We start from the raw sequence: 14,027 nt of genomic DNA on the forward strand, positions 1-14,027 counted from the left end.
GGTATAGTCGGACCGGTCGAGACCTCAGGGAGCGTGCGCCATGTCTGTCACAAACACCTACGCCGTCACCGGGATGACCTGCGCACACTGCGTGCAGGCGGTCACCGGTGAGCTGACCCAGCTGCCCGGCGTGCACGACGTGACCGTGGACCTGCCGACCGGCACGGTGACCGTCACCAGCGACGGCCCGCTCCCGGTCGACGAGGTCCGCACGGCCGTCGACGAGGCGGGGTACGCGCTAGCCTCGGCCGATGCCTGACACCGAGATAAAGCCCGCCGCGGCGAACGAGCGCGCTTCCATGCGCCTGCTCGGGATCGTCGGCGGCGTCGTGCTGGCGGTGCTGGCCGGCTTCGGGCTGGGCCGGATCACCTCCGGCGGGCCGGACCGGGTCGCACCGCTCCCGGCCGCTACCGGGGCGAATGCGGTGCACACGGACGCGCCCGGCGTGGCGGCCCACGTGCACGGCGGCACGAGCGGCGGGAGCAGCGGCGGCACAGGTGTCACTGTCGGCGGCAACCCGGCCGCCGGCGACGTGGGCGGCCTGGTGGTCAGCTCCGCGGACTTCCGGCTGGTCCCGGCCGAGACCGCGTTCCCGGCGCCGTCCGGCCGCCAGCCGTTCCGGTTCACCGTGCAGACCGCGGACGGCACTCCGGTGACCGACTTCGCGGTCGTGCACGACAAGCGGCTGCACCTGATCGTGGTGCGCCGCGACCTCTTCGGCTACCAGCATGTGCACCCGGAGCTCGCGCCGGACGGCACCTGGAGCACCGAGCTGGCGCTGCCCACGGCCGGTGTCTGGCGCGCCTACGCGGACTTCACCGCGACCACCGCGGCCGGGATTCAGGTCGCGACCACGCTCGGCGTCGATCTGTCGGTCGGCGGCGACTACCTGGCTTCACCCCTGCCTGAGGCCACTCCGGTCGTGGAGGCCGGCGGGTTCGGGGTGGAGTTGGCCGGCACACCCGCGCTCGGCTCGGTCCAGCCGATGATCTTCACGGTGCGGCGCGGTGGCACCGCCCTCGCGCCGGAGCCGTACCTGGGTGCGTACGGGCACCTCGTGGTGCTGCGCGAGGGCGATCTCGGATACGTGCACGTCCACCCGGAGGACCAGCTCACAGTGGACCGCGCGGTGAAGTTCTGGCTTGCCGCGCCGAGCAGGGGCCGCTACCGGGCGTTCTTCGACTTCCAGGTGGACGGCGTGGTGCACACCGCGGCGTACACGATCACGATCGGCTGAGCAGCTTCTCCAGCGCGGGCTCGATGTGGAACCCGCCGGTAAGCGCGGTGTACTCCTCCCGAACGGCCGCTGTCGGCGCCGTGCCGGTGTGCCGCGCGCGGATCAGCAGGTTGCGTGGCGTGTGCGCGGAGTCGATGAACTCCACCACCTCGACGCGGTAGCCGTGTAGGCGCAGCAGCGACGCCCGGACCGTGTCGGTGAGCACGTCGGCGAACCGCTCGCGCAGGATGCCGTGCCGGCCGAGCCCTTCGAACGGCGACGGGACCGCCTGCCTGCGGAGCTGGGCCGCGAGGTCGTGGTGGCAGCAGGGCGCGGCAAGCACCCAGCTCGCCTCCCACTCGACAGCGCGGGCCAGCGCCTCGTCGGTGGCGGTGTCGCAGGCGTGCAGCGCCAGCACCACGTCGGCGCGCTCGACGTCCGCGTCCAGGATGGTGCCTGCCACGAACCGGACCTCGTCGGCGCAGCCCAGCCGCTCAGCCAGCGCGGTGTTGCGGACCCGCTGGTCCTCGCGCACGTCCACGCCGACCACGTCCAGCGCCACGCCCCGGGACGCCAGATAGCGGTACGCCGCGAACGTCAGGTAGGCGTTACCGCAGCCCAGGTCCACCACGCGCAGGTGGGCGGGCAGCTCGTCGGGCAGCGTGGCCGCGAGCGCGCGCAGGAACGCGTCGACCTGGCGGCGCTTGGCCGCGCCGCCGCCGATCTCAGTGAACAGCGGGTCGTCCGGGGCCAGCAGGTGTTCCTTGGCGCGGTCGTGCGAGGCTGGTGCCGCCGCCTCGGAGACCTCGGAGACAGCACGATGGACCTGCGCGTCGCCCTTCTTGGTGATCCGGACCTGGACCGTCCCGCCCGGCGACTCCACGTGCCAGTTCCCGAACGGCTCGGCCAGCAGCGCGTCCACCGCGTCGGCCGCCTCATCGCCGAACGCGACGTTCCGGGTGAACGGCCGGGCACCGTCGTTCGTCACGATCTGGAGCTTGGGGCCGCCCTTCAGCGAGACCGGCCGCAGCTCGGCGCGGACCACTGACGGCGTCTGCCCCTTGCGTCGCCCGGCGGCCACCGCGCGGGTCAGGTCGGGGCGCAGCAGCAGCGCGCGCACCTCGGCGAGGGCGTCGGAAAGCGTTTCGGGCATCCGCCAAGCGTACGTCCGGGATCGGGTGGGCCCGGCCTCGCCTACGCTGCCTGCCATGGCTGACACCGTCTTCACCCCGGACGTGGTGGCGCAGATCATGCGCCACATGAACGACGACCACGCGGACGACAACGTCCTCATCGCGCGCGGCCTCGGCGGGCAGCCCGGCACCACCGAGGCGCGGATGTCCGGGATGGACGCGGACGGCATGGACTTCGTCGCGATCGTGGGCGGCGCCGAGGTGCCGGTGCGGGTGCCGTTCTCGGAGCGGCTGACCGAGCGCCGTCAGGTCCGTGGCGAGGCCGCACGGATGTATCACGAGGCCTGCGCTGTGCTGGGCGTCACACCGCGTCCCTGATCCTCGAGACAGTCGAAACAGGCGTCGAAACGGCGAATCTAATCGATGCCCCAGGCTCCCTTAAAGATTCCCTAAAGATCGGTCCAAACTCCTCAGCGATTAGCGGAAAACCGTTGAACCCCAGCGCCTCCCAGCACCGTAGGACCGGGCGAGGTGTTAAGCCTCGACTACTCCGGAGCCCCGCCGGTCCGTCCTCGCTCGGACGGCCCGGTGGGACTAGAGCGAACAAGGCTCACCGGTACGCCCGCGACGAGCGACGCAGGCTATCGGCCACAGATCCCGAAGGGTTGGGTTAGGCGCGATGGCTCCGAGCTGGGACGAAGAGAAGACAGGCTGGCGTGACTGGCGCCGTTACAAGGTGCCGGGCATGATCGCGGTCGGCACGCTCACGCTGATCGGCGGTGGCCTGGGTGTGGCGCTGGCCGGCACCGGATCAGCGAGCGCGACCGGGCAGACGATCAGCTGCCCCACCGTGGCCGACAAGCTTCCCGCCATCCCGGCCAGCGCGAAGGCGGAGGTGGACCGCAACCTGGCGCTGCTTGACACGCAGATCCAGGAGGCGAACAACCGCCTCGCCACGTCCGCCGGCGAGGGCGGGGCGAACTTCGTGCAGAACGCGATCCTCGGCCCGCTGGCCGGCAAGCGCTCCTCGACGATCGACCGGATCGCGATCGCCATCGGGCGGACCGCGGAGAAGCCGACCAACCTCGGCGGTCTCGCGGAGTGCTCGCTGAGCGCGGGCGGCGGCGCCGGTGAAGAGGCCGGCGGCGGCGAGGAGCAGAACGGTGGCGGCGAGGGGCAGAACGGGGGCGGTGCCGCGACCGGCGCCATCTCCTGCCCGGACGTGGCCGGCGAGCTGCCCGCCATCCCGGCGCAGGCCCAGGCCGAGGTGACCCGGAACCTGGAGCTGCTTGACACGCAGATCGCCGAGGCCAACCAGCGCCTGGTGGACACGGCCGGCCAGGGTGGTGCGAACTTCGTGCAGAACGCGATCCTCGGCCCGCTGGAGGACAAGCGCGTCGCCACAATCAACCGGATCGCCACCGCGATCGGCCGGAACGCGGACAAGCCGGACCTGGACGTCGCCACGCTGGCACCGTGCGAGCTGAACGAGGCTGAGATCCCGGTCGCCGACCCGGCCGAGGGCGGCAACGCGGGCGGCGGCAACAACGCGGGTGGCGGCAACGCCGGCGCCGGCTTCACCCAGCTGGTGATCAACGAGGCGAACGACGGCGGCTCGGACGGCGCGTTCAACTGCCCGACCGTCGCGGACCAGCTCCCGGCCATCCCGAACCAGCAGCTCGCCGAGGTGGAGAGCAACCTGGCGCTGCTGGAGAAGCAGATCCAGGAGGCGGAGACCCGCCTGGCGAACTCGGCCGGCCAGGGTGGCGCGAACTTCGTGCAGAACGCGATCAACGGCCCGCTCGAGGACAAGCGGGTCGCCGCGATCAACCGGATCGCCACCGCGATCGGCCGCAACGCCGACAAGCCGCAGCTGGACGTCGCGAACCTGGCCCCCTGCACCGTGGCCTGATCGCCGCCCCAAGCCAGAGCCGCCCTTCCCGCGAATTGCAGCGCGTGGGAAGGGCGGCTCTTTGTCCCTGAACTACCAGGCCGCGGCCCTGGCATAACTGTGGTTCCGCTCCTGGTACTCGCCGGTGATCTCGATCCGGCCCGGCTCCAGGCCCCGGGCACGCAACCCGCTGATCAGCTCCGGCAGCATCCGCTGCGTCTCCCGCTGCGCACAGTGCAACAGCACGATGTCGCCGTCCCGGACCGCGCCGAGGATCGCGGCACCGATCGCGGCCGCGGCCTGGCCCGCACTGTCCTCCGGGTTGAAGGCCCACAGCACCGGCTCCATGCCGTACTCCCGGAACAGCATGACCACGTCCGCGTTCGCGCTGCCGAACGGCGGGCGCCCGATGATCGGCACCGCGCCGGTGTACCTGGTGATCGCCGCCTGAGTGCGCCCGAGCTCCACCGCCGCGTCCTTGAGCGGGACCGCGGCCAGGTCCGGGTGGCTGTAGCTGTGGTTGCCAATCGCGTGCCCGGCCAACGCAGCCCGGCTCGCAAACCGCCAGTCCGCCTCCACGCCACCGCCCACGAAGAAGAACGTGGCCCGCGCCTGGGCTTCGGCCAGGGCGGTGAGCACCACCCCGGTCCCCGCGCTCGGCCCGTCGTCGAAGGTGAGCGCGACATGACCGCGGATCACCGGGCGTGCGGTCGCCGCAGCGAGCGCTCCCGGCCGTACCGCGGGCACGAAGCCGTTGGCGGTGAGGGTGAGCCCCATCGCCTGCCGATCCATCGGAACACCCACCCTTCACCGTCCATGGCGCACGCGAGAGGTCCGTCTCTCGCGGGTGCAAGCCGTCCGTGGCTCGCGAGAACACCAATTCGGCGGACCGCCCCCGGCCCTGAGACAAAAGCCCACAAGCATCAGGGGGTACGCCGTGGGCGCGGCCGGGCACGAAGAAGGGCGGACCCCGTACCCGGGAATCCGCCCTTGATCTTGTTCTTGTGAGGTCAGTCCTCGGTGCTCTCGCCGTCGTCGACGCCGCTCTCGGCACCCTCGCCCGTGCCACGGCCGCCGCGACCACCCCGGCGACGCCGGCGCCGCTTGGGTCCGTCGGCCGACTCGGCTGCATCGATGCCGGCGTCCTCGCCACCGTCGCGGGCCTGGGTGGGCTCCGCAGCCGTGACCTCCGCGGTCACCACGTCGCCGATGCCGGCCTCACCGGCACGTCGACGACGGCGGCGGGGCTTCACCGACGCCTCGTCCTCGACCGCTGTTGTCGTCGGAGCCTCGTCGCCACCGACCGGCTCGGTGTGCCGGGTGCGCTTGCGGGTGCGCGGCGTGCGCTGCGCCGGGGCCGCGGCCCGGTCGGCGCCACGGCTGTCACCACGACGCCCGCCGGAGCCGGAGCGCCGGGGACGGCCGCCCAGATCCTCCTCCACCTCGGCGGAGAGCCCGGCCCGGGTGCGGTCGGCGGACGGGAGCGCCGCGGCCACATCGGTCGGGATGTCCAGGTCGGTGAAGAGGTACGGGGAGGTGTGGTAGGTCTCCGGGGGCTCCCGCATGTCCAGCCCGATCGACTTGTCGATCAGGTGCCAGCGGGGCATGTCCTCCCAGTCTACGAACGTGACCGCGACGCCCGTGGCGCCGGCCCGGCCGGTGCGGCCGATGCGGTGCGTGTACGTGTCCGGGTCCTCCGGGCAGTCGTAGTTGATCACGTGGGTGACGCCGGAGACGTCCAGGCCACGGGCTGCGACGTCGGTGGCGACAAGCACGTCGATCTTGCCGGCCCGGAACGCCCGCAGCGCCCGCTCACGCGCGCCCTGGCCCAGGTCGCCGTGGACGGCCGCGACCGCGAAGCCGCGGAAGTCGAGGTCCTCGGAGAGCCGGTCCGCAGCCCGCTTGGTCCGGGTGAAGATCATGGTGAGACCGCGACCGCGCGCCTGCAGGATGCGGGCCACCATCTCGATCTTGTTCATCGGGTGCGTCCGGTACGCCACCTGCAGCGTCTGCGGCGACGGGCCGGTCTCCACGGTGTGGCCCGCGTGCACTGTCACCGGGTGGCGCAGGAAGCGGCGGGCGAGCGTGACGATCGGGTCCGGCATGGTGGCGGAGAACAGCATGGTCTGCCGGTCCTCCGGCAGCATGGCGAGGATCTTCTCCACGTCGTCCAGGAAGCCGAGGTCGAGCATGCGGTCGGCCTCGTCAAGCACCAGCGCGCGGACCTTGTCGAGCCGCAGCTTCTTCTGCTTCGCCAGGTCCATCAGGCGGCCGGGCGTGCCGACCAGGATCTCGACGCCGGCCTTCAGCGCGTCGGTCTGCTGCTCATATGCCACGCCGCCGTAGATCGGCAGCACCCGCACGCCACGGCCCTTGCCGGCCAGCGCGAGGTCCTTGGCGACCTGGAGGCCCAGCTCGCGGGTCGGCACCACGACGAGCGCCTGCGGAATGCCGTCGCCGCCCTCGGCCGGCGCGAACACCCGGTCGATCAGCGGAAGGCCGAACGCGAACGTCTTGCCGGTGCCGGTGGGCGCCTGGCCGATCATGTCGGAGCCGCGCAGCGCGATGGGCAGCGCGTATTCCTGGATGGCGAAGGCGCGCTCGATGCCGGCGGCGGCCAGCGCGGCGACTGTCTCCTCGCGCACGCCCAGCTCGGCGAAGGTGGGCTTCTCGACGACGGCCGGGGCTCGGGTGGGAGCGTTCTCCTGCTCTTCGATGTCGTTCATAGAGTTTTGGGGGTGCCCTCTCGTGGTGCGCCCCGCTTCGTTCGAGGGCGCGTGTGGGTGAGGCGCGGGCCGCGCGCGGTCGTCGTGGAGACAACCGCGGGCCCGCACGCCGTCGCAGGGGTTGGGTTCATCGGCGGACGTCGGTCTGGTACGTCGTCGCACTGCGCAAGGCCACTGCCCTGCTCAAGCCGCCGCACTGCTCAACGTCGCGATGAAATCGATACCTGCGCCTGATCTGCGACCAGCATACCCGACCAGCATGAACGGCACCTCAGGTGCAATATCTCGATTCGGGTGGGGTGTCCGGGTGTGGCGTGCATCACAGAGAGCTTGTGCGACGCTGGTCACCGCCGTTGCCCGCCGTACGCGGAGGAGAGCGGTAGCCTGCGCTCGTGTCCGGAGACGATTCACGACCGCAAGATCTTCACACGCCCCGGGAACTCCACCCGCCCGTGGTGGAGTTGCTCGGCCTGGTGGCGTTCGGGGAGATGCTCGCCTTCGAGCGGATGGCGCGGGACGCCGCGCTCGCACCCGACCTGCGCCGCCGCGCCATGCTCGGCGAGATGGCCGCGGTCGAGGTGGACGGGTACCGCCGGGTCGCGGCCCGGCTGGCGGAGCACGGCGTGGACCCGCAGGACGCGATGGCGCCGTATGTGCGCCAGGTCGAGGAGTACCACGACGCCACCGAGCCGAAGGACTGGCTGGAGGCGCTGACCAAGGTGTACGTCGGCGACCGGATCGCGGACGACTTCCTGGCCGAGGTCGCGGCGCTTCTCGACGCGCCCGACGGCGACCTGGTCCGGCGCGTACTGCACGACAGCAGGTACGCCGTGTTCGCCGAGGCGGAGCTGCGGGCCGCAATCGCCGAGGACCCCAAGGTGGCGAACCGGCTCTCCATGTGGGCGCGACGACTGGTAGGCGAGACGCTCTCGCACGCGCAGCGGGTGGCGGCCGAGCGCGCGCCGCTCACCGCGCTGATCGAGGCGGAGAACGGTGTGCAGAAGCTCTTCCAGCGGCTCACCACCGCGCACGCGGCCCGGATGAACGCGCTCGATCTGAACAACTGAACCTCGGACATGACTGAGCCGCCGGCCCCTTTTCGGGAAAGCCGGCGGCTCAGGTCATTTCAGCGAGCGGTGAAGCCGGTGAAGCCGACCGAGCGCTGGGTGGCCTCTGCGATCTCCACGTAGGCGACCTTCGTCACCGGGACAATGACCTTGCGGCCCTTCTCGTCGGTGAGGGTCAGGACGCCGTCGCCGTTGATCGCCTCGGTCACGACCTTTTCGACCTCGTCCGGCGTCTGTCCGCTCTCCAGCACGAGCTCGCGCGGCGCGTACTGGACGCCGATCTTGACCTCCACGGGTCCTCCTCATGGGACGAAGATGTTCCGTTTCGAAGGCTAGCCGATTCGGAGGCCGGATCGGCAGCTCAACCGCCGTGCTCGCGCACAGCTGAATTCAGTCCCCTTGCAGCGGGAAGCTGGCGATGCCCCGCCAAAGCAGCGCGGTCAGCAGTGACTCCGCGTCGTCCTTGGGGATCTGACGGCCGTTCGCAAGCCAGAACTGCGCCGCCGTCTCCGCGGCTCCGACCAGGCCGGACGCGAGCAGTTCGGCGCTGGCCCGGTCGACGCCGGTGTCCGAGATGATGGTGTCGGTAAGCGCCGCGATGCAGCCCTTCTCGACCCGGTCCACCCGCTCCCGCACGGCCGGCTCGTTGCGCAGGTCCGACGCGAAGACCAGGCGGAACGCCTCGCTCTCGTGGTCCACGAAGTCGAAGTACGCGGTTACGGCACCCCGGACCCGCTCCTTGTTGTCAGGCGTCGCGCGCATCGCGGCCTGGACCTTGGCGACGATCGCCTCGCAGTGCGTGTCGAGAAGCGCGAGGTAGAGCTCGAGCTTGCCCGGGAAATGCTGGTAGAGCACCGGCTTGGAGACCCCGGCCCGTTCGGCGATGTCGTCCATCGCGGCCGAGTGGTAACCCTGCGCGACGAAGACCTCCTGCGCGGCGGCGAGGAGTTGCTTACGGCGCGCGGAGCGCGGCAGACGCGTCGGCCGTCCCGCCGTTTGAGCGCCCCCCGACGCTGCGGTCATTGCACTACCTCCTCGCTGGCGAGCGGACATCTGCGCCGCTCGTGCCATGAGCTCAAGTATCCGGCGCGACGTGATCGGAGACCACCGTCACCCGCTCGGCCGCCGAATTAGCCCGACGTAGCAACTTATCGCTGCTGTCAGCACACGGTAGCCTCAGCGGGGGCGACGGAGGAGCGCACGGTGGACGAATCGAGGGAAGCGGACGACGCCACGCCGGGTGAAAACCTTAACGGTGCGGGTCCGCGAGACGACCGTGCCCGGCCGAACGGCTGGGCGCCGGTCGATTCCGCATGGTCGAATGCGGGTCCCTCCCTCGAGCCGGAGCCGACGCCGCCGGCCTGGCGCCAGCCGAGGGACCGGGACGCCTCCGCGTGGATAGATCCGCAGGCCCGGTACGCGGACCTGATGGCCCAGCTGTCCCCGTCCGCACCGGCCGCCACCGGCCGTAACCAGCGTCGGCCGGTCAACGGCCATGATCACGAGGAGCACCCGGTAGAGCCGCAACCTCCGCTGCCAGCCGCTCAGGTGCCGGCCAGCGCGCCCCCGTACCCGTACGAAGGTGACCTGGAGGACGCGGGCCTGCTCCCGCACCCGTCCTACCCGGGAGACGCGGAGTCCGAGATCACACCACGGAGTGATCCTCGCGACTCCCGGCACTCGACAGGCGACCCCGGCTGGGGGTACCCGGATGATCCGGACGGCGTCACCCGTTTCGGCGGCCCGCGCCCGATCAGCGGTCAGCGCTCCGTGACCCCGCGCCCGGTCAGCGGCCCGCGGGTGGTCGAGCCGCTGCGCCCGGTCAACCCGCGCCAGCCCGAGCCGGTCCGGGAGGAGCCACGCTTCGGCCGCCGGGCCGACAGCCCGACCGGGGGCTTGCGCGCTATCGACGGCGGCCTCTCCCGTGAGCAGCCCCGCGCCGACCTGGCCGACACCGAGGTCAACGGCCAGCGCCTGATCGACTCGCCGGAAGGCCTGCCGCTCCGCCAGGGCCGGGAGAAGGGCGAGGCCGGCGGTCGCCTGCTGGAAGGCATGCGGCGGCGCTCGCCCGAGTTCGGCCGCGGCTTCGGCCGGGATCGCACCGAGTCGCCCGACGGCCCGGCCGAGCCGGAGGAGCCGGTCACGCCGGACGAGTCCGCGCGCCCGGGTCGCCCCGCCTACGAGCCGCGCCGGTCCAGCGAGGGCCGCGACGCCGTTGACGAGTTGCCGCCGCGCCGGTCCGCCCGCCCGGAGGAGTCCGGCGCGGAGCCGATCGCCCCGCTCGCCGTGCCGCGCTCGGGCGGCCGCCGCGAGTTCCGCCCGCTTGAGGCGGACAACCGCCACGAGCAGCCGCCCGGCTTCCAGCCCGCACCGGAGCCGATGGACGAGCCCACGTTCCGGCAGCCGCCCGCGTACTCCGGCGGTTACCCGGCGTACCCGCCGCCGCCCGGTCTGCTCCCCCCGGAGCGGGACGAGTTCGAGGACTTCCGCCGCCAGCCGGATCTGCGGCCCGCGCCGGAGGTCCGCCGCGAGTCCGACGCGCTGCCGAAGCGGGTCCCGTCCGACGACGTGCCGCTGATACCCGCGGCCCCGGTCGCCGGTCCGCCGGCCGCCGAGGTGTCCGACCTGGCCCGGATCCGGGACAACCTCCGTCGCGAGGACTCGCCGCCGGAGCAGCGCCCGGACGGGTTCGACGTGGACGCGATCCAGCTCGCGGTGCGCGAGGTCGCCGGCGTCCGGCACGCGACTGTGCACATCACCGACAGTGGCGCGCACAAGCTCCGCCTTGATCTGACCGACGGCGCCGACCCGGCCGAGGTCTCCCGGATGGTGGCCCGCCTGCTCCAGGAGCGGATGGGTCTGGCCGCCTCCTCGCACGAGGGCCTGCCGTTCGGTGCGGACGCGCTGATCCCGGCGTCCGTGACGCCGATCCGCCCGGGTGTCGAGACCGCGCCGCCGCCGATGACCGAGTCGTCGGCCCGTCCGCAGACCCGCAGCGGTGTCAGCTACCTGCCCCGGCCCGGCGTCGCGCCGAAACCGGAGCCGTCCGCCGCGTCCGCGCACGTGCCGATCCAGCCGGGCGTGCGTCCCGGCCAGTCCGCGCCGCCGGTCGCACCCGTACCCCCGGCGTCTGTGGTGCCGCTTGTGCCCGCGGTGCCGGCCGTGCCGCCGCAACCCGCGCCCGGGGACGAGCCGCGCCGCCGCCGGTCGCAGCCGCCCGCCGAGAACCCGCCGGCCGCGCCCGTCGCAGGCGAGCCCGGTGACCAGGCCGGGGCCGGTTACCTACCGGGCGAGCCGACGACCGCGGTGGTCGGTCCGCCCGCGCTCGACCCGGGCGGCCGGCCTGGCCCGCGTGTGTTGATAGAGCACGTGCAGACCCGCACGTTCGGCCTGGACGTCACGGTCGAGGTGGAGTTGGCGGTCGGCGAGCAGGTGGCCACCGGCGTCGCCACCGGACCGGCCGTGGACGGCTACGTGCTACGCCTCTGCTCGGTCGCGGCCGCCTCCGCCGTGGACGAACTGCTGCGCTCGGACGAGAAGGGCGAGGAGCCCGGCCGCTGCTACGTCGAGCACGCGGCGGTGGTCCCGTTCGGCACGACCGAGGTCGCGGTGGTCGTGCTGCTGCTGGCCTGCGACGGCTGGGTGGAGCAGCTCAGCGGCTCGGCAGTGGTGAGCGGCGACCGCCGGCAGGCCGTGGTCCGCGCCACGCTCGCGGCAGTCAACAGGCGACTGGAAGGTCTGCTGCCTTCCTGACGATCCGCCCGCATGCTCTGCCGCTCTCTGGGCAGACTGTTCTTCATGAAATCTGCGTTACTCGCGGATGACTCCGCGTTGTCCCGCACGGAGCCCCCGCCGCCCTGGCCCGCCCGGCAGATTCGCCTGGGCGGGCGGTCCGTGCAGGTCAGGGAGACGCCGGGCAGCTCGGACCGGGCCGAGCCCGCGGTCTACGTGCACGGCCTCGGCGGCTCCGCCCAGAACTGGACGGACCTGGCCGGCCTGCTCTCCGGGCGGCTCGACGGGCTGGCGATCGACCTGCCGGGTTTCGGCTACAGCGACCCGGCGCCGCGCTACTCGATCACCGCGTTCGCGGACCTGCTGATCCGGCTGATCGAGGAGAGCGGGCGCGGGCCGGTGCACCTGGTCGGCAACTCGCTCGGCGGCGTCATCTCGGTACGGGCCGCCGCGCTCCGGCCGGACCTGGTCCGCACGCTGACGCTGATCACCCCCGCGATGCCGTTCCTCGACCCGCGCCGCACGCTGCAGGCGCCGGTGGTGCCGTTCCTGGCGCTGCCGAGGGCGGACCTGCTTGCCGCGCGCCGGTTCGCCCGGCTGCGGCCGTCCGCGATGGCCCGGCACATCCTCAGCGCCTGCTACGCGGACCCGGACCGGATGTCGGAGCAGCGGTGGCTTGAGGCGGTGGCCGAGTCGGAGCTGCGTTTCTCCCCGCACTACGCCAGCGCGTACGTCGGCACGATGCGCGGACTGGTCGGCAGCTTCCTCCGGGCGTACCTGCCGGGTGCGAACTCGCTCTGGAGGCTGGCCCGCACGATCTCCACGCCCACGCTGGTGATCGGCGGCGACCGGGACCGGCTTGTGGACACCCGGGTCCCGGCACAGGTGGCGCGCGCTATCCCGGACGCCCGGCTGCTGATGCTCGAAGGGGTCGGGCACGTGCCGATGATGGAGATGCCGGAGACTTGCGCACGCGCGATTCTGGGCCTGATGGACGAGGCAGCCGTACCTTCTCGGGCGGGTTAAGCCTTTTAGGCCGATTTAGATGGCAATCTTGAAAGGCGATGGCTACTCCGGGTAACCGAATCTCCGCTCGCGACCGCACCTTCGAGGAGAGGGCGGCCGCCGCTGCCGCGATCCGGCGCGTCCGACTCGACCCGGAGGAGCGACGTCGCGAGCGCCGGGCGAACTTCGGACTGCCGGCCGCGCCGATGTCCCGGGCGCTTGCCGCGCCGATGTCCCGGGCGCTTGCCGCTACCCGTGCGGAGGGCAGGCCCGGACCGTCTCGCATGGAGAACAGGTCCAGGCCGCTGCGCCGTCCGGTGGCGCCCGCCCCTGAGCCGGTCCGCCGGATGCGGTACCGGCGACGGCGTACCGGCGTGATCGCACTGCTTCTCGCCGCGGCCGCGGCAATCGGCGTGGATCTCACCCGGGGCGCCGACTACCGGCCGGTCAGCGCGCCGGGCGGGGAAGGTGCGGTCATTGCCTCGCACGAGCCCCCGACCCGGTCGGCCGAGGGCCGGCGCCGCGCCGCGCCACTGCCGTCCGCCACCGCGCCGTCCTCCGCGCCCCCGCCCGGCGGTGAGGCGCCACCACCACCCGGCGGTGAGGCGCCGGCACCCGCGATGACCGCGACCCCGGAGGTGACAGGCACGTTCGCGGCGCAGGGCAGCGGCCGGTTCGACTACGCGGCAGGCCCCGGGCCGATCCTCGGGCGGGCCGGCTCACTGCGGCGCTTCCAGGTGGGCTCGGAGGCCGGTGCCGGCGTGAGCGCGGACGCGTTCGCGACCGAGGTGGACCGGATCCTCGGGGATCAGCGCAGCTGGATCGCGTCCGGGCAACTCCGGTTGCAGCGCGTGCCGCGGGGGCAGGCCGCGGAGTTCACCATCTATCTGGCCACGCCGAAGACGTCCGAGCGGATGTGCGCCGAGGGCGGCCTCGCCACGTCCGGATACACCTCCTGCCGGCTGGTCGGCAAGGTCATCATCAATGTCGCACGCTGGCAGAGCGCGATCCCGGATTACGGCGCGCCGCTGTCCGCGTACCGCGCCTACGCCATCAACCACGAGGTCGGACACCAGCTCGGACACGGCCACGAGGCCTGCCCCGGCGCCGGATCGCCCGCGCCGGTGATGCAGCAGCAGACGTACGGCCTCCGGGGTTGCCTCGCCAACGCGTGGCCGTATCTCACCGGCCGCCGTTATGAGGGCAAACCTGTCGACTGAGTTCTATTCCCTCGTCCCGCAGTGCGGGCGCGTGTC

The 14,027-nt window shown here is 72.5% G+C and carries 13 protein-coding genes; 8 read left to right on the forward strand and 5 right to left on the reverse strand.

All coding sequences use genetic code 11. The annotated features are described in order from the left end of the window. The first annotated feature begins 40 nt into the window (after window positions 1-40). Window positions 41-259 carry a heavy-metal-associated domain-containing protein gene (locus ACIA8K_RS08655; RefSeq protein WP_396056465.1) on the forward strand — a complete coding sequence of 73 codons (219 nt, stop codon included), beginning with the start codon at window positions 41-43 and terminating at the stop codon, window positions 257-259. After that, the gene (locus ACIA8K_RS08660; protein ID WP_396056467.1) at window positions 252-1,238 is read left to right on the forward strand and encodes a hypothetical protein; all 987 of its coding nucleotides are present in this window, start codon (window positions 252-254) and stop codon (window positions 1,236-1,238) included. Before ACIA8K_RS08655 ends, ACIA8K_RS08660 begins: the two co-directional genes overlap by 8 nt. Here ACIA8K_RS08660 and ACIA8K_RS08665 read toward each other — a convergent pair. Then, on the reverse strand, window positions 1,225-2,370 hold the full coding sequence (locus tag ACIA8K_RS08665; RefSeq protein ID WP_396056469.1) for a class I SAM-dependent methyltransferase: 1,146 nt from the start codon (window positions 2,368-2,370) through the stop codon (window positions 1,225-1,227). The genes ACIA8K_RS08660 and ACIA8K_RS08665 overlap by 14 nt on opposite strands. Before the next feature lie 55 nt (window positions 2,371-2,425). Here ACIA8K_RS08665 and ACIA8K_RS08670 point away from each other — a divergent pair, with 55 nt between their 5' ends. Next, on the forward strand, window positions 2,426-2,728 hold the full coding sequence (locus ACIA8K_RS08670) for a DUF2470 domain-containing protein (protein ID WP_396056471.1): 303 nt from the start codon (window positions 2,426-2,428) through the stop codon (window positions 2,726-2,728). A gap of 301 nt (window positions 2,729-3,029) precedes the next feature. After that, window positions 3,030-4,262, forward strand: a complete 1,233-nt coding sequence (locus ACIA8K_RS08675; protein ID WP_396056473.1) for a hypothetical protein — start codon at window positions 3,030-3,032, stop codon at window positions 4,260-4,262. 72 nt (window positions 4,263-4,334) lie between these two features. Here the strand turns inward: ACIA8K_RS08675 and ACIA8K_RS08680 are convergent, their stop codons facing one another. Together ACIA8K_RS08680 and ACIA8K_RS08685 are read right to left on the reverse strand one after the other, a co-directional pair. Further along, entirely contained in the window at window positions 4,335-5,033 is a 699-nt protein-coding gene (locus tag ACIA8K_RS08680; RefSeq protein WP_396056475.1) for a polysaccharide deacetylase family protein, read from the reverse strand. A gap of 218 nt (window positions 5,034-5,251) precedes the next feature. Further along, entirely contained in the window at window positions 5,252-6,967 is a 1,716-nt protein-coding gene (locus tag ACIA8K_RS08685) for a DEAD/DEAH box helicase (protein WP_396056477.1), read from the reverse strand. A gap of 392 nt (window positions 6,968-7,359) precedes the next feature. On the opposite strand from ACIA8K_RS08685, the gene ACIA8K_RS08690 reads away from it, so the two are divergent. Further along, on the forward strand, window positions 7,360-8,034 hold the full coding sequence (locus tag ACIA8K_RS08690; RefSeq protein ID WP_396056479.1) for a ferritin-like fold-containing protein: 675 nt from the start codon (window positions 7,360-7,362) through the stop codon (window positions 8,032-8,034). A gap of 59 nt (window positions 8,035-8,093) precedes the next feature. Here the strand turns inward: ACIA8K_RS08690 and ACIA8K_RS08695 are convergent, their stop codons facing one another. Both ACIA8K_RS08695 and ACIA8K_RS08700 read right to left on the reverse strand, forming a co-directional pair. Next, the gene (locus tag ACIA8K_RS08695) at window positions 8,094-8,327 is read right to left on the reverse strand and encodes a DUF3107 domain-containing protein (RefSeq protein ID WP_033342903.1); all 234 of its coding nucleotides are present in this window, start codon (window positions 8,325-8,327) and stop codon (window positions 8,094-8,096) included. A 97-nt stretch (window positions 8,328-8,424) separates the two neighbouring features. Then, complete coding sequence (locus tag ACIA8K_RS08700) at window positions 8,425-9,057, reverse strand: TetR/AcrR family transcriptional regulator (protein ID WP_396056481.1); 633 nt, start codon at window positions 9,055-9,057, stop codon at window positions 8,425-8,427. A 180-nt stretch (window positions 9,058-9,237) separates the two neighbouring features. Between ACIA8K_RS08700 and ACIA8K_RS08705 the strand changes: the two genes are divergently transcribed. The 3 genes from ACIA8K_RS08705 to ACIA8K_RS08715 are packed head-to-tail and all read left to right on the forward strand — an operon-like array spanning window position 9,238 to window position 13,991. Then, complete coding sequence (locus tag ACIA8K_RS08705; protein ID WP_396056483.1) at window positions 9,238-11,787, forward strand: hypothetical protein; 2,550 nt, start codon at window positions 9,238-9,240, stop codon at window positions 11,785-11,787. 45 nt (window positions 11,788-11,832) lie between these two features. Continuing rightward, window positions 11,833-12,792: an alpha/beta fold hydrolase gene (locus ACIA8K_RS08710; RefSeq protein ID WP_396056485.1), complete on the forward strand. Its 960-nt coding sequence runs from the start codon at window positions 11,833-11,835 to the stop codon at window positions 12,790-12,792. A 38-nt stretch (window positions 12,793-12,830) separates the two neighbouring features. After that, on the forward strand, window positions 12,831-13,991 hold the full coding sequence (locus tag ACIA8K_RS08715) for a DUF3152 domain-containing protein (RefSeq protein ID WP_396056487.1): 1,161 nt from the start codon (window positions 12,831-12,833) through the stop codon (window positions 13,989-13,991). The last annotated feature ends 36 nt before the right edge of the window (window positions 13,992-14,027 follow it).

The organism is Catenuloplanes sp. NPDC051500 (assembly GCF_044454585.1).
GTDB lineage: Bacteria > Actinomycetota > Actinomycetes > Mycobacteriales > Micromonosporaceae > Catenuloplanes.